Origin of the sequence: Streptomyces sp. NPDC007917, assembly GCF_042959105.1 — a bacterium.
Taxonomy (GTDB): Bacteria; Actinomycetota; Actinomycetes; order Streptomycetales; family Streptomycetaceae; genus Streptomyces.
Genome location: NZ_JBIBKK010000026.1, coordinates 81,508 through 99,988, shown reverse-complemented (window position 1 = coordinate 99,988; position 18,481 = coordinate 81,508). Strand labels below are relative to the sequence as shown.

Sequence of the window (18,481 nt, the reverse complement as noted above, 5' to 3'; positions counted from 1 at the left end):
TTTCCTGACAGGAACGCGATGTGAAGCACCTCACACCGGATCAGAGCCGGGTCAGAACGCTATGAGCAGGGGTTCCCCGTGGTCGGCGGCCGCCCATCGCTCGGTCGCGCGTTCGAGCTTGTCGGGGTTGACCTGGTTACGGAACGCGGCGATGCCCTCGGCCGTGACCTCCAGACACAGGACACCGACGACCTGGCCGTCGACGACCCCCACGACGGCGGGGTCGCCATTGGCGGTCGTGGCGTAGACCTCCATCGATCCGCCCACCAGGTCGCGCTTGGCCTTGCCGGGTTTGAACAGGCCCCACATGAACTTCGCGACCGCGACCGCGCCCTCGAACGCCTTGGCGCGGGCCGGTACCTTCCCGCCGCCGTCGCCGATCGCGATGGCGTCCTGGGTGAGCAGCCGCACCAGCGGCTCGGTCCGGCCGCTGGTGGCGGCGGCGAGGAACTCCTCGACGATCCGCCGGGCGGCGGCCTCGTCGATCTCGGTGCGGGCCCGGCCGTCCGCGACGTGCTTCTTGGCGCGGTGGAAGATCTGCTGACTGGACGCCTCGGTGATGTCGAGGATCTCGGCGATCTCCCGGTGCGGGTAGTCGAAGGCCTCCCGCAGCACGTACACCGCCCGCTCGTTGGGGGAAAGGCGCTCCATGAGGGCGAGGACCGCGTACGACACCGACTCGCGCTGCTCGGCGGTGTCCGCCGGGCCGAGCATCGCGTCCCCGGCGAGCAGCGGCTCGGGGAGCCACTGGCCCACATAGGTCTCGCGCCGCGCGCGGGCCGAGGTGAGCTGGTTGAGGCACAGGTTGGTGAGGACCTTCGTCAGCCAGGCCTCGGGGACCTCGATGCGGTCGACGTCGGCGGCCTGCCAGCGCAGGAACGCCTCCTGCACGGCGTCCTCGGCCTCGCTCGCGGAGCCGAGGAGACGGTAGGCGATGGCCTCCAGACGGGGCCTGGATGCCTCGAACCGGTCCACGTCGCTCATGCTCAGGGGCATGGGCCCGATCCTACTCGCGGCCCTCCGGCGGGCGGCGGCGACCTGGGCCGGCTCACCCGCCCCAGGGCCGCGGAGGTCAGGCCCTCGACGGTCGGCGTCGGTCCTCGACCGTCCATCCGGCCCCCAACTCCCGGCGCAGGGCGCCCAATGCCGACATCTCGCCGCCCCGTGCCGGCAGGTCGCTGGCCTCCCGCCGGACGCGCCGTGAGTCCCGGGCGCGGGCGGCAGGGCGGCGGTCGAGGGTCAGCCGATGCGGTCGGCGGGGGCGTTGGTCAGGTAGGTGAAGCGGGCCTGAAGGGCGCCGGTCCTGGGGGCGGTCTCCGTCTCCTCCAGGAGGTCTCCCGTCTTGGGGTCGACGATCAGGCGGACGGTGGCGGACGTGGTCTTCCACTCCAGGGCCGTGCCGGTGCGGCCGGTGGCGTCCTTGGCGGGGCCGGTGACCTTGACGCCGGGAAGGCCGGCCAGGACGCGGTAGAGCGCGGCGCGCAGGTCGGGGCCGGCCGGGGACTCGCCCAGGAGGGCGGTGGCGTTGTCGAAGGTGCTCTTGGCCTTGCCCTCGGCGGAGTTGGCGGAGGGGAGCAGCGCGGCGAGGGCCTTGGGGTCGGTGGGGAGCTTGTCGAGCTGGTTCCAGCCGAGGGTCCGGTCGCCGACGGTGTACGCGCGGGCCGTGACGGCGACCTTGGTGGACCCGTCCGGGTTCACCTCGGTGGACTTCCCCTTCCGGTCCAGGTACCTGGTGTGCGTGCTCTCCTTCTCGCCGTCCGCCGGGACGGTGAGGTTGAGGGTGGTCTTCCAGTACGGGGCCTCGGTGGCGGGCGCGGAGGCCGCGACCTGAGCCATGTCGTTGAGGAACGCCTTGGCCGAGGCGGCCTGCGGGGGCCGCGCCGGTGCGGCGTCGCCGGAGGTGAGGGCCGGGTACACGACGACGCCGGCGGCCACGGCCGCAGCCACCGCCGTGACGACGACGCGGGGGCGGAGGAACAGCCCGGCGAGGCCCGCGCGGCGGCGGGGGCGCGCGGCCGAGACGGCGGCCTCGACGTCCCGCTCGATCGCCGCGCGGAGGACGGCCCGCGCCGCCGCCACCGTCTCGGCCTTCGGCGGCTCCACCCGGCCGGCGGCCATCAGGGTCTCCGCTCCGGGGAAGTCGAGGTGGTCCTGCGCGTGGTCGGAGTTGAAGGTGTCGGTGCGGGTCATGCGGATTCTCCTGTCTTGGACATCTGGGCGGAGGAGAGGAGGGCGCCGAGCCGCTCGCGCAGCCGGGTACGGGCGCGGTGCAGCCGGGAGCGGGCGGTGCCCGCGGGGACGCCGACGACCGAGGCGGCCTCGGTGGGGGTGAGCTGCTCCCATGCGATGAGCAGCATCAACTCCCGCTCGACGGCGGGCAGCTTGGTCAGCGCGTGGCGCAGCACCGGCGCGACCGCCGCGGCGTCCAGCCGCTGGTCGACGGCGTGCCACGGGTCGCTGGCGATACCCTCCGCGAACTGTGCCGAGCCGGGCGGCGCCTCCGTCTCCAGTCGGCGCCAGTGCGCCGCCAGGACGTGTCGGGCCACCCCGAACAGCCAGGCCCTGGCCGTCCCGCGCGCCGCGTCGAAACCGTGCCGGCCCTCGTACGCGCGCAGCCACAGCTCCGCCAGCAGGTCGTCCGCCGCGCCCGGGGCCCGCCGTACGAGATAGCCGTGCAGCGCCGCCGAGTGGCGGGCCACCAGCGGTTCGAACGCCGTCGGGTCCCGCTGCGAGCGCCGCAGCAGCTCATCGTCCGTATGTACTTCCCTTGTCACAGGGCCTCCGTCTCCGACCGCCGAAGTGGACGGTCACACCCCCTACTTGTCGGGCGGGGCCGAAAGCGTTCGCGCCGGGACACGGGCCTGTCGGAAGCGGGTGTTTGAATGCGGCCATGGATCCAGAGAGCACACTCTCCGCCCTTCGTGACTTCTGCGCCGAGCGCCTCGGTCCGGAGCTCGCCGGCCGGTACGTCGACTTGGCCCGGCCGGGCTTCGCGCTCACGGAGGCCGACGACCCCGGGCAGGCCGCCGGGCTCAGCCGGTTCGGGGGCAGAGCGATGCTGGAACCGGGCACTCCCTGGCCGACCTGTGACGGTTTTCCGCTGAGTCTGATCGCCGTCCTCGACGCCGACGCGCTGGCCCCCTGGCTCGGTGACGTCCTCCCCGCTTCCGGGGCGGGCCTGCTCAACTTCTTCTACCTCGACAGCGACTCCGAGCAGTGCGACCCCGAGTCGTACGACGTGGCGAGCAAGTACGGCTTCTGTGACGCGCAGGTCGGCGGGGTGATCGCGGCCCGCTTCACGCACGCCGTCGAGACCGACGCGCCCGCCCGGTCGAGCGTCTTCGAGCCGGTCCCGTGGGCGGCGAAGCCCGGGTTCGCCTTCCCCGACACCTGGGACCCGGCCTGGAAGGGCTTCGATGTGGGGCCCGACGCCGACGACATGGCCAGGGCCATGCCCGGCAGCCATGTGGAGAACTTGCTCACCGAGTGGTCGCGGCGGCCGGGCGCGCTCGATTCGGAGGACATAGCCTTCGGCTGGCCCCAGTTCCCCACCGGCAGCTCGCCGATGCTGCCGCACGACGAGGACCCCAACCGCCACCACCACCTGCTGCAGCTGTCCGGGCAGGACCAGTGGTCCATCGGCGGCGACGGCGGCTGGATGCACTGGTCGATTCCCACCGACGCGCTGCGCGTCGGCGACTTCAGCCGGGCGGTGCCGGCCCCCGACATCTGGTGACGGGAGGGTGTCCCGGAGTGTCCGGGACAGCTGTGCCCTCTGTACTGATGGCTCCCGCGTCGGTTCTTGATGGCTTCTTCATAGGTTCTTCATAGGGCCCCTCCTACGGTCAAGTCCGCCCGCACGCACCGGCGTTCGGGCGGTCACGAGTGATTGAGGGATCTGTTTCCATGAAGGCATGTGCGCGTCGGCGGTTCGCGGCCCGGGTGTGGCCGGCCGTCGTGGTGTCGGTGGTGGCACTGGGGCTGACCGGCTGCGGCGGGGGCGGCGGGGGCGGGGGCGAGGTGGCCTCGGCCCAGGGCGGCAAGCGCTCGTCGAGTGGGTCGAAGGCGGGTGAGGGCGAGGTCGCGCGGTATGTCGAGGGGCAGCGCAGGTTCGTCAAGTGTCTGCGCGAGGAGGGGCTTGACGTCCCCGACCCCGATGCGAAGGGGCACATCGACTACGGCGACGCGCGGGAGCTGAAAGCGGACCCGAAGTTCACCCGGGCCCAGGTGAAGTGCGAGGAGTTCTTGCTCCCGGTGCCCGAGGAGCTGGAGCGGCAGGAGGCGCCGGAGCTGTCCGCCGAGGAGATCGCGGCCAGGAAGCGCTATGCGAAGTGCATGCAGGAGAACGGGGTTCCCGAGGCCCCGGACGTCAACGACGACGGCTACTCCGACGAGGACTTCCAGAACGACGGGAAGATGGCGTGGGACCCGACGTCGGCACGCGCCAAACGGGCCATCCGCATCTGCGCGCCGATCATAGGAGACCCGGCCGACCCCGGTAAGGGCAAGGGCTGATGGGCGTCGGACGCAGGCCCGTCCTGGTGGCGGCGGGGGCCCTGGCGGTCACCGCCGTGGCGGTGGTCGGCGCGCTGGGGCTCGGCGGCGGGGACGGCTCGGACTCCGGCGGATCTGAGTCCGGGCGCGGTGAGAAGACGGTACGGGTCACCCGCGGCACGCTGGTCGACGAGACCGCGGTCGACGGGACGCTGGACCACGGGCCGGAGGTACCTTTCGAGACACGGGCCGAGGGCACCATCACCTGGCTGCCCGGGGCCGAGAAGACCGTCGCGCGCGGCGAGACGCTGCTGCGGGTGGACGAGGAGCCCGTCGTGCTGCTCTACGGGGACCTGCCGATGTACCGGGAGCTGGCGGTCGGCCGGGACCCGGACCGGCCCCTCCGTGGCCTGGACGTCAAGCAGTTCGAGTCCAACCTGGCGATGCTCGGCTACTCCGGCTTCACGGTGGACGACACGTACTCCCAGCTGACCGCCGACGCGGTCAAGCGCTGGCAGAAGGACCTGGGCAGGCCCAGGACCGGCAAGGTGGGTGTCGGGGACATCGCGTACGTGTCCGGGCCGGTCCGGGTCGCCCGTACGAGCGTCCGGGTGGGCGCCCAGGCCACGGGGAACGTGCTGAGCTACACGAGCACCGCCCGCTCGGTGACCGTCGAGTCACCGGCCGGGGAGACCGGCTGGGCGGAGCGGGGCCGTCAGGTGGACGTCGAGCTGCCGGACGGGCACACGGTCAAGGGCCGGGTGGCGGAGGTCGGGCAGAACGCCTCCCCCGCACAGGGCGCCGAGGGCGGCGAGGGGGACGGCGAGGGGGACGCGGCCAAGAACGCCAAGGTTCCGGTCCTCATCCGCATCAAGGACCAGGAGGCCCTGGGGCGGCTGGACAGTTCCCCGGTGACCGTCCGCTATGTCGGCCGCAAGCGCGAGAACGTGCTGACCGTGCCCGTGGCCGCGCTGGTGGCGCTCGCCGAGGGCGGTCACGGGCTCGAACTCGCCGACGGCGGCGCCGACGGCAGTGGCAGCGAAGGCAGTGGCGGCGGCAAGGGCGGTGGTGACAAGAAGGGCGGTCGCTTCGTCGCCGTCGAGACGGGTCTGTTCGCGAACGGCAAGGTCGAGGTCAGCGGGCCCGCCGTGCGCGAGGGCATGAAGGTGAGGATTCCCGAGTGAGGCCCGTGGTCGTCTTCGAGGGGGTCACGAAGACCTACCCCGGCGGGGTCGCGGCCGTCCGTGACACGGACCTGCTGATCCACTCCGGGGAACTGGTCGCCGTCGTCGGCCCGTCCGGCTCCGGGAAGTCGAGCCTGCTCCACCTGATGGGCACGCTCGACCGGCCGAGCGCCGGGCGGGTCACGGTCGACGGCCACGACGTGGCCCGGCTGTCCGACCGGGAGCTCTCCGCGCTGCGGGCGCAGCGGATCGGCTTTGTGTTCCAGCAGTTCCACCTGGCGCTCGGCGTGCCCGTGCTCGACACGGTGGCCGACGGGCTGCTCTACGCGGGCGTGCCCGTGCGGGAACGCCGGCGCAGGGCGTCGGAGGCGCTGGCCCGGGTGGGCCTTGGCCACCGGTCCGGCCATCTGCCCCATCAGCTGTCGGGCGGCGAGCGCCAGCGGGCCGCCGTGGCCCGGGCGGTGATCGGGGAGCCCGCGCTGCTCCTGGCCGACGAGCCGACCGGCAACCTCGACTCGGCCTCGGGCGCGGCGGTGCTGGAGCTGCTGCGGGAGCTGCACGCGGCCGGTACGACGGTGGTGGTGATCACCCACGACCGTGAGCTGGCCGCGGCGCTCGACCGGCGGGTGGAGATCCGCGACGGGCGGATCGTCGCCGACAGCGGGCCAGTTGCGGCAGACGCGCCGGACGCGGCGAGGCCGGCGGCCCCGGCAGGCACCGCGCACGCGACGGCCCCGGCGGGCGCAGCCCGCCCGGCGGACGCGGCTTCCATCGGCAGGCGGCCATGAGCCGGCGGCAGGGAGGGAACCGGCGGCTGCGGCCCGCCCGGCTGCGCCCCGCGGACTTCGTCCGCCTGGGCGGCACCGGGCTGCGTACCCGCCCGCTGCGCGTGCTGCTGTCCGCGCTCGGCATCGCGATCGGCGTGGCCGCGATGCTCTCGGTCGTCGGGATCTCCATGTCCGGGCGGGCCGAGGTGGACCGCAGGATCGACCGGCTGGGCACCAACCTCCTGCGGGTCGTCCCCGGCCAGGGCGGCCAGTCCGGGCAGGGGGAAAGCGTCCGGCTGCCCGAGGAGGCCCCGGCGATGATCCGGCGCATCGGGCCGGTGCGGCAGGTCTCCGCGACGGGCACGGTCGCGGACGCCAGGGTGTACCGGAACGAGTACATCCCCAGCGGGCGCACCGGCAGCATCGAGGTGCTGGCGGCCGAGCCGCGGCTGCTGGCCGCGGTGGGCGGGAAGGTCCGTACGGGCAGGTGGCTGGACTCGGCCACGGCCGAGTACCCAGGGGTGGTGCTCGGCCGGCAGGCGGCCCGGCGGCTGGACGTGGAGACCCCGGGCACCCGGGTGTGGCTGGGCGGCACCTGGTTCTCGGTGGTGGGCGTGGTGGACCGGGTGCCGCTGGCGCCCGAGCTCGACCAGGCGGCGCTGGTCGGCTGGCCGGCCGCGCGGGAGTACCTGGGGTTCGACGGCCACCCGTCGACCGTGTACGTGCGTACCGAGGACAGCCGGGTGACGGCCGTACGCGATGTGCTCGCGGCGACCGCGAACCCCGAGCACCCGGACCAGGTGGTGGTCTCGCGGCCCTCGGACGCGCTGGCCGCGCGCGAGGCGGCCGAGTCGGCGCTGACGGGGCTGCTGCTGGGGCTCGGCGGGGTGGCGCTGCTCGTGGGGGGCGTGGGGGTGGGCAACACCATGGTCATCTCCGTGCTGGAGCGCCGCCCGGAGATCGGGCTGCGCAGGGCGCTGGGCGCCACCAGCGGGCAGATCCGGGGGCAGTTCGTCACCGAGTCGCTGCTGCTGTGCGCGCTGGGCGGGGCGGCCGGGGCGGTGCTGGGCACGGGCATCACCGCCGTGTACGCGGGGGTGCGGGGCTGGCCGACCGAGGTGCCGCTGTGGGCCACCGCGGCCGGGGTGGGGGTGACGCTCGCCATCGGGGCCCTGGCCGGGCTGTATCCGGCGATACGGGCCGGGCGGCTGACCCCGACCCAGGCCCTCGCCGGGTCCTGAGCGGGCCGGGCCCTGAGCGGAGCGCCCTGATCCTGGGTTGCGGTGAGTATGGGACAGCGACACGCCGCGGCGTCGGCGTGTCGCTGTCCCGTACTCACCGCGAACTCGCTGGGCTCCCGGTCGTGGGGAGCTCGATGGTGAACGTCGTACCGACCCCGACCTCGCTCTCCACCCCTATCGTCCCCTGATGGTCCTTCACGATCTGGCGTGTGATGGACAGCCCGAGCCCGCTGCCGCCGGTGGCCCTCCCCCGCGCGGCGTCGGCCCGCCAGAAGCGGTCGAAGACGTGCGGCAGCTGCTCGGCGGGGATGCCGTGCCCGGTGTCGCTGACCCGCACCAGGGCCCGGGCGTCACCGCGCGCCAGGGACAGCCGGACGGTGCCGCCGGGCCCGGTGGCCCGTACGGCGTTGCTCACCAGGTTGCCGACGGCCTGCCGCAGCCGGTCCGGGTCGGCGTGCGCGGACACGGGGGCGCCGCCCGGCGTCTCGACGGTGAGGGCGACCCCGGCGCGCTCGGCCTGGGCCCGGTGGGAGGCGCGGCAGGTCTCCAGCAGTTCGCTCAGGGAGATGTCCTCGCGGTGGTAGGTGAGCGCGCCCGCCTCGGCGAGCGCCAGGTCCTGCAGGTCGTCGACGATCCGCTGCTGGAGCAGGACCTCCTCGTGGAGCGAGTCCAGCAGCTCGGGTTCCGGGTCGAGGACCCCGTCGCGCAGCGCCTCCAGATAGCCGCGCAGATTGGCCAGCGGGGTGCGCAGCTCATGGGCGACATCGCCGACGAGCCGGCGCTGACGCTCCTCGCTGGCCTGCAGCGATGCGGCCATGCGGTTGAAGGAGCGGCCGAGTTCGGCGATCTCGTCCCGGCCGGTCACGGGCACCCGGCGGGCCAGGTCGCCCTCGCCGAGACCGCGGGAGGCGGCGGTCAGGGCGCTGACGGGGCGGAGCACCGTACGGCTGAGCAGCAGCGCGCCGAGGATGGCCGCCGCCGCGACGGCCAGGGCCACCGTGACCGCGGGCGCGGCGGCGAGGGTGGGGGACGGCTCGTCGAGGGCGCCGAGGCGGACCTGGAGGGGCGGCGGGGCGGCGTCGCTGATCTGTTCGGCGAAGACCCGCTTGAGGCAGGGGGTGATGCCCTCGTCCGTGGCCGACACGCAGGGCCTCGCGACCTTGTCGTACCGGGCGTACTCCGCCGGTGCCGGCTTCGGCCGCCGGCAGGACCCGCGCCCGCCCGGTGTGCCGCCGCTTCCCGTCTTCCGGCCCGCCGCGTACGTGGGCACACCCTGGTCGTCCCGCCCGACCGTCACCTCGAAGCCGTTGCGGGTCAGGCAGGCCGCGTACGCCGTCCCGGAGCGGTATTGGGTGATCTCGCTGACGGTGAGCTTGAACGCCGCCACCGGGACCAGCCCGTCGGGCAGCCGCAGCTCGGGGCGGGGGTCGACCAGGAGCGGCGCGCCCGGGCCGGCCTTGCGGGGCTCACGGCCCATCAGGACGTCCGAGTCGGCCAGCGGCGCACCGGAGCCGGTCGTGGTGGTGACCCGTATCCGCTGCCCGGTCTCGGCGGCCAGCTCGCGCACGGCCGGCGCGACGCCGTCCCAGGTGCCGTGCCGCAGGCCGTACTGGCGCAGCTCGCCGGTGACCCGGTTGATGTCGGCCCGGTCGGCGGCGGCGGTCTCGTTCGCCTGCCGCGTGGCCTGGCGCAGCGTCAGCCAGGCGGTGGCCGCGGTGGCGGCGACCACGAGCAGCATCATCAGGGCGAGCGCCCGCAGCCGGAAGCTCACCGCGCCGGGCCCCGGCCCCGGTCCGGAGCCGTAGCCGGGTCCGGAGCCGGGTCCGGGTCCGGGTCCGCCAGCCGGTAGCCGCGCCCGTAGACGGTCTCCACCCTGCGGGGCGCCCCCGGCCCGCGCTCCAGCTTGCGGCGCAGGTTCATCACATGGGCGTCCACGGTGCGCTCCAGGACATTCTGCTCGAAGCCGAAGACCCGGTCGATGATCTGCGCCCGGGTGAAGGCGCGCCCCGGCTCGGCCGCCAGCAGGGCCAATATGGCGAATTCCTTACCCGTCAGCGCGATCAGCTCGCCCGCGAGCCGCACCTCGAAGCGCGCGGTGTCGACCTCCAGCGCCCCGGCCCGGATGACCGTCGGCTCCTCCGTGGCGGCCCGGGACCGCCGCAGCAGGGCCCTGACGCGGGCGGTCAGCTCCCGGGGGCTGTACGGCTTGGTCATGTAGTCGTCGGCGCCGAGGTCGAGCCCGAGGAGCATGTCCTCCTCGGTGGCGCGCGCGGTCAGCAGCAGGATCGGCACCTGGGACTCGGTGCGCAGGATGCGGCATACGTCCAGGCCGTCGACCTGCGGCATCATCACGTCGAGCACGATGAGGTCCGGGCGGGTGGTCCTGGCCCGGTCGATCGCCGAGCGGCCGTCGTGGACGGTCTGGACGGCGTTCCCCTCCCGCTCCAGATAGATCCGGATCAGCCGCGCCTGTTTCTCGTCGTCCTCGGCGACCAGGATGCGCGCGCCCAACAGCCCCCCTCAGCTCCCCCTCGGCCGTGTTCAGGCTCTGTTGACGACCGCCGACTGCGGCCGGATCGGCAGCCTGTTGACGGGGCGGCCGGATGCCGAGCGGACCGCGGCGGCCACCGCCGCCGGGGTGGTGACCACCGGCACCGCGCTGACGGCCTTGGCGCCGAAGGGGGCGACCACGTCCCGTTCCTCGACGAGTTTGACGATGTGGATGTCGGGGACGTCCACGGCGGTCGGCAGGGTGTAGCCGGTGAGGTCCGGGTGGCGGACCACCCCGCGGGAGGTGCGCAGGTTCTCGGTGAGGGCCGCGCCGATGCCCTGGGCGACGCCCGCCTCGATCCGGGCCGCCAGCTGGCGGGGGTTGAGCACCCGGCCCACGTCCTGGGCGACCGTCATGTCCACCACGCGCACCGCGCCGATCTCGATGTCGACGTCGACCACGGCGCGGATCGCGCAGAACGCCAGGCCGACGAAGGCGTCGCCCTGGCCCGTCTCGTCCAGCGGCTCGGTGGGGTGCGGGCGGCACTGCGCGGTGGCCCACAGCTCCTTGCCCTCCAGGGCCTCGTCGACGGTGGTGGAGAGCACCCCGTCATACGAGGTGATCTTGCCGTCGGCGATGGTCAACAGCTCCGTGGACATGCCGAACTTGTGCGCGAGCGGCTGCAGCAGCTGGGTGCGGACCATCTTCGCGGCCCGCTCGACCGCGCCGCCCGACACCCAGGTGTGGCGGCCGCGCGCCGCGGGCCCGGCCGGGGGCTGGTCGGTGTCGACCGGCGCGACGTGCACCTCCTCGATGCCCAGGACCTCCTGGACGATCTGGCGGGCCAGGGTGGTGAAGCCCTGGCCGGTCTCGACGGCCGCGCAGATGACGGTGGCCACCGAGCCGGTGACCTTGACCGTGGCCGTGGAGACCTCGTCGGCCCCCTCGGCGCCGAGCATGTGCACCATGCCCAGGGCGTAGCCGACGCCGCGCCGCACCGCGCCCGGATCGCCCGCGCCCTCGGGGCCGCCGGGCAGCAGCCACTCCTCCTCGGGGTCGTCCTTGGGCAGCGGGGGCAGCGGGGCGTCCCGTACGGCGCGCAGCAGTTCGGCGACCGGGGCCGGGCAGGTGACGGTCTGGCCGGTGGGCAGCAGATCGCCGGTCGCCATGGCGTTGCGCAGCCGGATCTCGGCCGGGTCGAGGCCCAGTTTGGCCGCCAGCTTGTCCATCTGGCCCTCGTACGCGGCGCACACCTGCATCGCGCCCTCGCCGCGGACATGGCCGGAGGGCGGGTTGTTGGTGCGCACCGCCCAGCCCTCGATGAACGCGTGCGGCACGACGTACGGGCCGCAGGCGAAGGACACCGCGGCGGCCAGCGCGTCGCCGGAGGAGTCGGCGTACGCGCCCGCGTCCAGCAGGATCTGCGCCTCGACCTTCACCAGCTTGCCCTCGGCGTCGGCGTGGTGGCGGTAGCGCAGCAGGGTCGGGTGGCGGTGGGCGTGGCCGAGGAAGGACTCCTCGCGGGTCGCGGCGAGCTTGACCGGGTGGCCGGTGCGCAGCGCGAGCAGGCCCAGCGGCAGCTGCATACCGGGGTCCTCGCGCTCGCCCATGGCGCCGGGCACGCCCGTGACCACGACCTTGACCCGCTCCGGCTCCAGGCCGAAGCAGGCGGCGGCCAGGTCGCGGTCGGCGTGCGGGTCGGTGGAGGCCGTGTAGATCTCCACGCCGCCGTCGGGGCGCGGCACGGCCAGGCCCGCCTCGGCGCCGATGGGCGCCGGGTCCTGACGGCCGATCCGGTACAGGCCCTCGACGATGACCTCGCCGACCACGTCCGGGTCGCCGAAGCGCAGCGGGATGTGGCGGACCAGATTGCCGTCCGGGTGCAGCGGCTCGGCCGCGAACGCCTGCTCGGGGTCGGTGACCGGCTCCAGCACCTCGTACTCGACGGCGATGGCCGCGGCGGCCAGCCGGGCGGTGTCGGGGTGGTCGGCGGCGACCGCGGCGATCGGCTCGCCGTGGTGGCGGACCAGGTCCTTGGCGAAGACGGGGCGGTCGGCGACGCGGCGGCCGTGCGCGGCGTCGCCGGGCACGTCGGCGTGGGTCACCACGGCCCGCACGCCCGGCATCTGGGCGGCGGGCGCGGTGTCGAGGGAGACGATGCGGGCGTGCGGATGCGGGGAGCGCAGCACGGCGGCCCACAGCAGCCCCTCGGCCCACAGGTCGGCGGCGTACGGGAAGGTGCCGGAGGTCTTGGCCACCGCGTCCGCGGGCTGCAGCGACATCCCGAGGCCGATGGTCGGCGGCTCCTTGGGCGTGAGGGGGACCCCGGCGGCGGGGGTGGCGGTGGCGGCGCCGGTGCCGTCCGCGATTCCAGTCATGCCGTCGCCCTCCCGCTGCCGCTGCCGTCGAAGCCGCCGTCGCCGGTGCCGTTCATCCCCGGCGGGCCCGCCTGGTGCGGAATGCGGGCGGTGGCGTCCTGTCCGCCGTCCGGCGCCGCGCCCTCCTCCGCCTCGGCCGCGGCCGCCGCCTCCCGGCCCGCGACGACCTCGCGGACCGCGTTGACCACGCCGCGGTAGCCGGAGCAGCGGCACAGATTGCCGCTGATCGCCTGCCGGGTCTGCAGGTCGGTCGGGGAGTGGTTGCCCTCCAGCAGGTCGTGCACGGTCATGGCCATCCCCGGTACGCAGAACCCGCACTGCACCGCGCCGCAGGCGGCCAGCGCGCGCTGCACGTCCGAGGGCTGCCCGTCCACGGCCAGGCCCTCGACCGTACGGACCTCACTGCCCGCGGCGGTCGCGGCGGGCACCAGGCAGGAGGCGACCAGCCGCCCGTCGACCTGGACGGAGCAGGCCCCGCACTCGCCCTGCGAGCAGCCGTCCTTGGCCCCGGCCAGGCCCAGGCGCTCGCGCAGCACGTACAGCAGCGACTCGCCGATCCAGGCGTCGGTGACGGGGCGGTCGGTGCCGTTGACGTGCAGGACGTACGAGGCGCTGGGGTGCTCGCTGTCGGCCTGGGGGGTCGCGTCGGGGGCCGTGCCGGGGGCCGCCTGGGCGTCTGACGGCTCGATCGGCCCGGCCTCGGCGACGGACGGCGCCTCGGGGGCCGTCGTCTCCGCGGTGGGCCGCTCCTCGCCGTCGGCGGGCTCGGCGGCCTCTCCGTCCGCGGCGCCCGCGGCGCCCTCGGCGCCCTCGAGGTTCTGGGCCTCCTCCGCCACCGGGTCGGCTTCGGCACCGGCTTCGGCTCCGCCGAGGAGCGCGCCGTGGCCGTCCAGCGCCAACTCGGCGGATTCCCCGGCCTGTACGGGGTCGGCGGGCGCCTGGGGGGCCTCGACCGCCTCAAGGGCCTCAGGGGCCGGTCCGCCGGCGTCGGCCACGACGCCGTGCGGCGGGGTCGCCTGGGCCGTGTGACCGCCGTCGGCCCCGGCCATGCCATCGACTGCCAGGCCATCGGCTGCCAGGCCATCGACTGCGGCGCCGCCCGTCGCCGGGTCGCCCGCCGCCGGGTCGTCATGGCCGTCGTAGGCGTCGGCACCGTCATCGACGAATCCGCCGCGGCCGCCCACGGGCGCCACGCCGTGGGGCGGGGTCGACTGGCCCGCGTGGCCGCCGTCGGCCCCGGCCGGGTGGCCCTGGCCGCCGTGCGTCAACTCCTCGGGCCAGTCGTCCACCTCGGGCACCTCGGTGCCCGCCGCCGGGGTGGACAGCGCGCCGGACGCGGCGGCGCTGCCGTGCGGCGGGGTGGGGGCGCCGTGGTGCTCGACGGGCACATCGGCGCCGCCGGGCAGCCTCAGGCGCCGCCGCGCGGGGCCCCTGCCCGGCTGCGCCGGGGCCGCGGGGGGACGGCGGACGGCGTGGTCGCCGAGCGCGTACTCGCCCGATTCGTCGGCGGCGCCGTCGTCACCGGCCACCGGGATCGACCACTGACCGCTCTGGCCGTGCTGCTGACCGGGCTGCCCGGGCCGGCCGCCCTGCCGCTGGTCGTGGTGCGGGCGCTGGTCGTGGTGCGGGTCCTGCTGCTCCGGCGCGCCGTCCGCGAAGGGCATCGTCCACTGCGCGGTGTCATGCGCGGCGTACGGATCCGCCACCCGGCCGGGGTGGTCGTCGACCCGGTATCCGCCGCTCTCGTCGACGCCCTCGTCACCCGCGGCCGGGACAGCCCACTGGCCGTCGGCCGACTCGGGCACCTGCCACTGGGCCGCGGCCGCCGGATCGTTCACCTGGTACACGCCGGTCTCGTCGACGCCGTCGTCGGCGGCGAACGGGATCGACCACTCACCGTTCTGACCGGGACGGCCCTGCTGCCCCGGGTGCTGCCCGGCGTCGGGCAGGTGCCACTGCGCGGTCGTGTGGGGGCCGTGCGGGTCATGCGAGCCGTGCGCGGCGTGCGGGTTCTGGTGTTCCCCGTACGCGTACTCGCCCGAGTCGCCGGACCCGCCCGCCGGGTCGCCGCCCGGCCTGGCCCACTGGCCGGAGTCGTCGGCGCCGGAATCCATGGGCACCGCCCAGTGCCCGGTCGCGGAAGGGTCGCCGGGCGCGTGGGCCGTCGGCTGCCACTGACCGCCCTGCGAGGGCGCGCCCGGACCACCGGTCATGGGCGGCGGGGTGTAGCCGGTGCCGGGGGCCGCGAGCGGGTCCCACCCGCCCCCGAGGGCGGCCGGGTCCTGGTGCGAGTGGTCGGGCGGCAGCTGCACGAAGGCCGTGGCCTCCGCGTCGTACTCGGGGCCGTGCGGCATCGGCTGCCACCCGCTCCCGGGTTCCGGCCGGTGCGGCTGCTGTTCGTCACTCACGCGAGTGCCCTCCCCAATGCTCGGCGGGCCAGAGCTGACACCGTACGCCTCAGATGGATGGCGGCGGGCGGCAGGGGCACCGGCTCGGAGCCGTCCGCCGGCGGAGCCGGGTCGGGAATGCAGGCGGCGGCGACGTACTCGCCGAAGGCCACGGTCACCTGCGGGTCGAGGCGTCCCCGGTCACCGTCCCAGTCGATGAGCGAGGCGACCCAGCGCTCGGCCTCCAGCGGCCGCAGCGGCATGGGCGCGACCGCGCCGACCGCGCAGCGCACCCCCCGCCGCGCCGGGTCCAGGACGACGGCGACCGAGGCCGTGGCCCGGCCCGGGCCGGTGCGCCCGGTGGCCTTGAGGAAGGCCTGGGGCGCGTGCAGGATCGGTACCCGTACGAAGCCGACGAGTTCACCGGGGCGCAGCATCTCGACCCCGGCCAGCAGATGGCTGACCGGGATCTCGCGGCGCGAGCCCTCGGGCCCGGCGATGATGACCGTGGCCTCCAGCGCGGCGAGCACCGGCAGCGCGTCACCCGTGGGGGCGGCGGTGACGATGTTGCCGCCGAGGGTGCCGGCGTTGCGGATCTGCGGCGGCCCGGAGGCGCGCGCCGCGGCGGCCAGCGCCGGGATGAGCGCGGCGAAGTCGGGGCGGCCCATGCGGGCATGGGTGAGTCCGGCGCCGAGCAGGGCGTGGCCGTCCAGGTAGCGCCAGCCGCGGATCTCACTGATCCGGCCGAGGCCGACGAGTGCGGCGGGCCGCAGCAGCCCGGAGTTGACGGCGGCCATCAGATCGGTGCCGCCCGCGACGGGCACGGCGGCGGGCATGGCGGCCAGCGCCGCCACGGCCTCGTCGAGCGTGCCCGGCAACGTCACCGTGTGCGCCGCCTGCGGTGCGTGCGTGGTCAACCCAGCTGCCCCTTCCCCGGTGTCCCGGCTGTTGCGCCGTACGGTACGTGCTGACAGCCCGGACGTGGCAACTCTGGCACATCTTCCGAGTCCGCCGTCGTGAGGGTCCGTGAAGCATGGATCCGTCCCCGACCAGGGGGATGGTACGGGTTTCGGGCGGCGTCTCCGCCAGGTGTGGATTGCCACGTTTCAGGGACCCTTGTGCGACTTGGGGTTGAGCCGGGGACCACGGTCCCAGGGGCGCGCCGCCTCGGGGCGCACCTTCCGGCGTGCCTCACACGATCGGGGGCGACCCGTCGATCGGACGTCCGACAACGCCGGGGCGCCGCTGCCACGGGCGCGGGCCGCCGGGGGGCCGGTAGTCCACGCCGAGCGCGTCCAGACGCGCGTAGTGGGCCGCCATGCGCTCCTGGAAGCCCGTGAAGTCCCGCTCGGGCGGGGGCGGAAGCGGGGACCAGACGGCTTCGGCGAAGGCGGCGAGGCGCGGGAAGGTCTGGTAGTCGACGCGCCGCCGGTCCTCCGTCACCTCCGTCCAGACGTTGGCCTGAGCGCCGAGCACGCGCTCCGCCTCCGCGCCGGTGAGCTCGGGTGGAACCGGCTCGAAGCGGTAGACGTCCTCCAGGGTGCGCACGTAGCCGATGGGGACCGGCTCATCGTCGCCGGCGGCCTGGCGGTAGTCGAAGTAGACCTGCTGTTTGGGACACATGACGACGTCGTGGCCGGCGCGGACGGCGGCGATGCCGCCCGCGTAGCCGCGCCAGGACTGCACGGCGGCGCCCTCGGCCAGGTCGGCCCCCTGGGCGCTGCCTTCCAGGATCTCGTCCCAGCCCATCAGGCGGCGGCCGCGCCCGGTCAGCCAGCGGCCGAAGTGGCCCAGGAGCCAGTTCTGCAGCTCGTCCTCGTCGGCCAGGCCCAGCTCCCGGATGCGCGCCTGGGCGGCCGGGGAGGCCCGCCACTGCTCCTTGGGGCACTCGTCGCCGCCGAGGTGGACGAAGGTGCCCGGGAAGAGCTCCAGGACCTCCTCCAGGACGTTCTCGTAGAAGCGCAGGGTGGTGTCGGCGGGTGAGAGTACGTTCGGGTTGACGCCCCAGGTGGTCCAGACTCCGAGGGAGGCGGTGTCGACGGCGTCGGCGTTGCCCAGTTCCGGGTACGCGGCGATGGCGGCCTGCGAGTGACCGGGGATGTCGATCTCCGGGACGACGGTGATGTGCCGCTCTGCGGCGTAGGCGACGATCTCGCGGATGTCGTCCTGGGTGTAGTAGCCGCCGTGCGGGCGCTCGTCCCACAGCGGTGAGGCGCGGTGCCCGAGTTTGGTGCGCGTCCGCCAGGCGCCGACCTCGGTGAGCCTGGGGTAGCGGCGGATCTCCAGGCGCCAGCCCTGGTCGTCGGTCAGGTGCAGATGCAGCACATTGAGCTTGTGCGCGGCCAAGAGGTCGACGTACGCGAGCACATCGCCCTTGGGCATGAAGTGCCGCGCCACGTCCAGCATCAGGCCGCGCCAGCCGAAGCGCGGGGCGTCCTCGATCAGCGCACACGGCACCCACCACGTCTCCCGGGGCGCGACCGGCGCCCGGCGGAAGGCGTCGGGGCCGAGCAGCTGGCGGAAGGTCTGCGCGCCCCAGAAGACCCCGGCCGGGCCGCCGCCCTCGATCCGGATCGCGTGGCCGTCAACGACGATGCGATACCCCTCGGGGCCGAGCTTCCGCTCGACCTCGGGGCTGATCGAGAGGAAGAAGTCGTGGCCTTCGCCGAGCGGGAGCGGCAGGCCGGTCGCGGCGCCGACGGTGGCGCTCAGCCAACGCGCCGCGGCCTCGGTGCCAGGACCGGCACCGAGCACGGTCTCGGGGTCCACGGGGTAGAGGGCGCCGAACTGCAACTCGCGGACGAGGCGGGGCGCCGGGATCAGATCCGCCGGGTTCACGGCGTACGGCTTCGCGGCGGCTGGGTTCACGGCGGATGACTCCATGGCGGGCGGCTCCATGGGAGGGGGCGAACAGAGGGGTGAGCAGGGGCTTCAGGGCAGGGGCTTCAGGGCGAGGATCACCCTTTCACGGCCCGGCACGGTCCGCGACGTTCAGGCGGACGGCAACTCCTCGGCCGCGCCGATCGGTTCGGGATACGGCACGGCCTCCACGCGCGCACCCGCCGCCGCCAGGCGGACCACCACCTGCTCCCAGTCCGGCCAGGAGCTGCGCATCCGCTCCAGCACCCCGCGGCCGGCGATCAGCACGATCTCGCAGCCCGGCTCGTCGGCCCACTCCAGCAGCCTGGGCAGGGTGGGCTGGGCGGCCGAGACGACACAGCTGCCCGCCGGGCGGTAGCCGCGCTCGGCGGCCAGCCGCTCGCACCGCTCCAGCTGGGCGTCCCAGTCCTTCTCGAACTGGCGGTACCCGCCCGCCCCTTCCCCCTCGGGCCCGTCGGACTCGTCTGGCTCGTCGATGTCTCGCGCCCCGAACACCAGGTAGGCCGCCCGCTCGGCACCGCTCTCCCCGCGCCCGCTCATAAGGCGACCCTAACGGCGGCGACCGCGCCGCCGGGGCCGTACGCGGTCAGGTGCGCGGCATATGCCAAACACGGCGGCGGGGCGTGCGTACGCGGCAGAGGTGTGAACACTCGCCCGGC

General features: G+C 74.8%; 15 protein-coding genes. 5 read left to right on the top strand and 10 right to left on the bottom strand.

Annotation, left to right across the window (positions count from 1 at the left end):
* Nucleotides 1-51: 51 nt before the first annotated feature.
* The 3 genes from ACFZDL_RS36550 to ACFZDL_RS36540 form a co-directional block, all read right to left on the bottom strand.
* A complete protein-coding gene (locus tag ACFZDL_RS36550) occupies nt 52-996 on the bottom strand; it encodes an RNA polymerase sigma-70 factor (RefSeq protein ID WP_353594887.1) in 945 nt (314 codons plus the stop codon).
* Nucleotides 997-1,239: 243 nt separating this feature from the next.
* A complete protein-coding gene (locus ACFZDL_RS36545) occupies nt 1,240-2,190 on the bottom strand; it encodes a CU044_5270 family protein (RefSeq protein ID WP_353594888.1) in 951 nt (316 codons plus the stop codon).
* A complete protein-coding gene (locus ACFZDL_RS36540; protein WP_353594889.1) occupies nt 2,187-2,774 on the bottom strand; it encodes an RNA polymerase sigma factor in 588 nt (195 codons plus the stop codon). The genes ACFZDL_RS36545 and ACFZDL_RS36540 overlap by 4 nt, the downstream gene beginning before the upstream one ends.
* 116 nt (nt 2,775-2,890) lie before the next feature.
* On the opposite strand from ACFZDL_RS36540, the gene ACFZDL_RS36535 reads away from it, so the two are divergent.
* From ACFZDL_RS36535 to ACFZDL_RS36515, 5 genes are all read left to right on the top strand, one after another.
* On the top strand, nt 2,891-3,736 hold the full coding sequence (locus ACFZDL_RS36535) for a DUF1963 domain-containing protein (protein ID WP_353594890.1): 846 nt from the start codon (nt 2,891-2,893) through the stop codon (nt 3,734-3,736).
* A 170-nt stretch (nt 3,737-3,906) separates the two neighbouring features.
* Nucleotides 3,907-4,515, top strand: coding sequence for a hypothetical protein (locus ACFZDL_RS36530; RefSeq protein ID WP_353594891.1), 609 nt, complete (start codon nt 3,907-3,909; stop codon nt 4,513-4,515).
* Nucleotides 4,515-5,678: a peptidoglycan-binding domain-containing protein gene (locus tag ACFZDL_RS36525; RefSeq protein ID WP_353594892.1), complete on the top strand. Its 1,164-nt coding sequence runs from the start codon at nt 4,515-4,517 to the stop codon at nt 5,676-5,678. Before ACFZDL_RS36530 ends, ACFZDL_RS36525 begins: the two co-directional genes overlap by 1 nt.
* Entirely contained in the window at nt 5,675-6,466 is a 792-nt protein-coding gene (locus ACFZDL_RS36520) for an ABC transporter ATP-binding protein (RefSeq protein ID WP_353594893.1), read from the top strand. The genes ACFZDL_RS36525 and ACFZDL_RS36520 overlap by 4 nt, the downstream gene beginning before the upstream one ends.
* On the top strand, nt 6,463-7,686 hold the full coding sequence (locus tag ACFZDL_RS36515; protein ID WP_353594894.1) for an ABC transporter permease: 1,224 nt from the start codon (nt 6,463-6,465) through the stop codon (nt 7,684-7,686). The genes ACFZDL_RS36520 and ACFZDL_RS36515 overlap by 4 nt, the downstream gene beginning before the upstream one ends.
* Before the next feature lie 94 nt (nt 7,687-7,780).
* Here the strand turns inward: ACFZDL_RS36515 and ACFZDL_RS36510 are convergent, their stop codons facing one another.
* The 7 genes from ACFZDL_RS36510 to ACFZDL_RS36480 all read right to left on the bottom strand — a co-directional run bounded on the left by ACFZDL_RS36510 (nt 7,781) and on the right by ACFZDL_RS36480 (nt 18,362).
* On the bottom strand, nt 7,781-9,457 hold the full coding sequence (locus tag ACFZDL_RS36510; RefSeq protein WP_353594895.1) for an ATP-binding protein: 1,677 nt from the start codon (nt 9,455-9,457) through the stop codon (nt 7,781-7,783).
* Entirely contained in the window at nt 9,454-10,197 is a 744-nt protein-coding gene (locus tag ACFZDL_RS36505) for a response regulator transcription factor (RefSeq protein WP_353594896.1), read from the bottom strand. The genes ACFZDL_RS36510 and ACFZDL_RS36505 overlap by 4 nt, the downstream gene beginning before the upstream one ends.
* Before the next feature lie 30 nt (nt 10,198-10,227).
* Nucleotides 10,228-12,555, bottom strand: coding sequence for a molybdopterin cofactor-binding domain-containing protein (locus ACFZDL_RS36500; RefSeq protein ID WP_353594897.1), 2,328 nt, complete (start codon nt 12,553-12,555; stop codon nt 10,228-10,230).
* Entirely contained in the window at nt 12,552-14,963 is a 2,412-nt protein-coding gene (locus ACFZDL_RS36495) for a 2Fe-2S iron-sulfur cluster-binding protein (protein WP_353594898.1), read from the bottom strand. The genes ACFZDL_RS36500 and ACFZDL_RS36495 overlap by 4 nt, the downstream gene beginning before the upstream one ends.
* Nucleotides 14,960-15,859 (bottom strand): FAD binding domain-containing protein, encoded by a 900-nt coding sequence (locus tag ACFZDL_RS36490; RefSeq protein WP_353594899.1) that lies wholly within the window; start codon nt 15,857-15,859, stop codon nt 14,960-14,962. The genes ACFZDL_RS36495 and ACFZDL_RS36490 overlap by 4 nt, the downstream gene beginning before the upstream one ends.
* A gap of 274 nt (nt 15,860-16,133) precedes the next feature.
* Nucleotides 16,134-17,825, bottom strand: coding sequence for a beta-N-acetylhexosaminidase (locus tag ACFZDL_RS36485; protein WP_353594900.1), 1,692 nt, complete (start codon nt 17,823-17,825; stop codon nt 16,134-16,136).
* 108 nt (nt 17,826-17,933) lie between these two features.
* Nucleotides 17,934-18,362 carry a hypothetical protein gene (locus tag ACFZDL_RS36480; protein WP_353594901.1) on the bottom strand — a complete coding sequence of 143 codons (429 nt, stop codon included), beginning with the start codon at nt 18,360-18,362 and terminating at the stop codon, nt 17,934-17,936.
* Nucleotides 18,363-18,481: the final 119 nt, after the last annotated feature.

Bases quoted from the DNA above. Each gene is read 5' to 3' on its own strand.
- ACFZDL_RS36550 (WP_353594887.1), bottom strand. From the start codon at position 996: ATGCCCCTGAGCATGAGCGACGTGGACCGGTTCGAGGCATCCAGGCCC.
- ACFZDL_RS36545 (WP_353594888.1), bottom strand. From the start codon at position 2,190: ATGACCCGCACCGACACCTTCAACTCCGACCACGCGCAGGACCACCTC.
- ACFZDL_RS36535 (WP_353594890.1), top strand. From the start codon at position 2,891: ATGGATCCAGAGAGCACACTCTCCGCCCTTCGTGACTTCTGCGCCGAG.
- ACFZDL_RS36530 (WP_353594891.1), top strand. From the start codon at position 3,907: ATGAAGGCATGTGCGCGTCGGCGGTTCGCGGCCCGGGTGTGGCCGGCC.
- ACFZDL_RS36525 (WP_353594892.1), top strand. From the start codon at position 4,515: ATGGGCGTCGGACGCAGGCCCGTCCTGGTGGCGGCGGGGGCCCTGGCG.
- ACFZDL_RS36515 (WP_353594894.1), top strand. From the start codon at position 6,463: ATGAGCCGGCGGCAGGGAGGGAACCGGCGGCTGCGGCCCGCCCGGCTG.
- ACFZDL_RS36500 (WP_353594897.1), bottom strand. From the start codon at position 12,555: ATGACTGGAATCGCGGACGGCACCGGCGCCGCCACCGCCACCCCCGCC.
- ACFZDL_RS36485 (WP_353594900.1), bottom strand. From the start codon at position 17,825: ATGGAGTCATCCGCCGTGAACCCAGCCGCCGCGAAGCCGTACGCCGTG.
- ACFZDL_RS36480 (WP_353594901.1), bottom strand. From the start codon at position 18,362: ATGAGCGGGCGCGGGGAGAGCGGTGCCGAGCGGGCGGCCTACCTGGTG.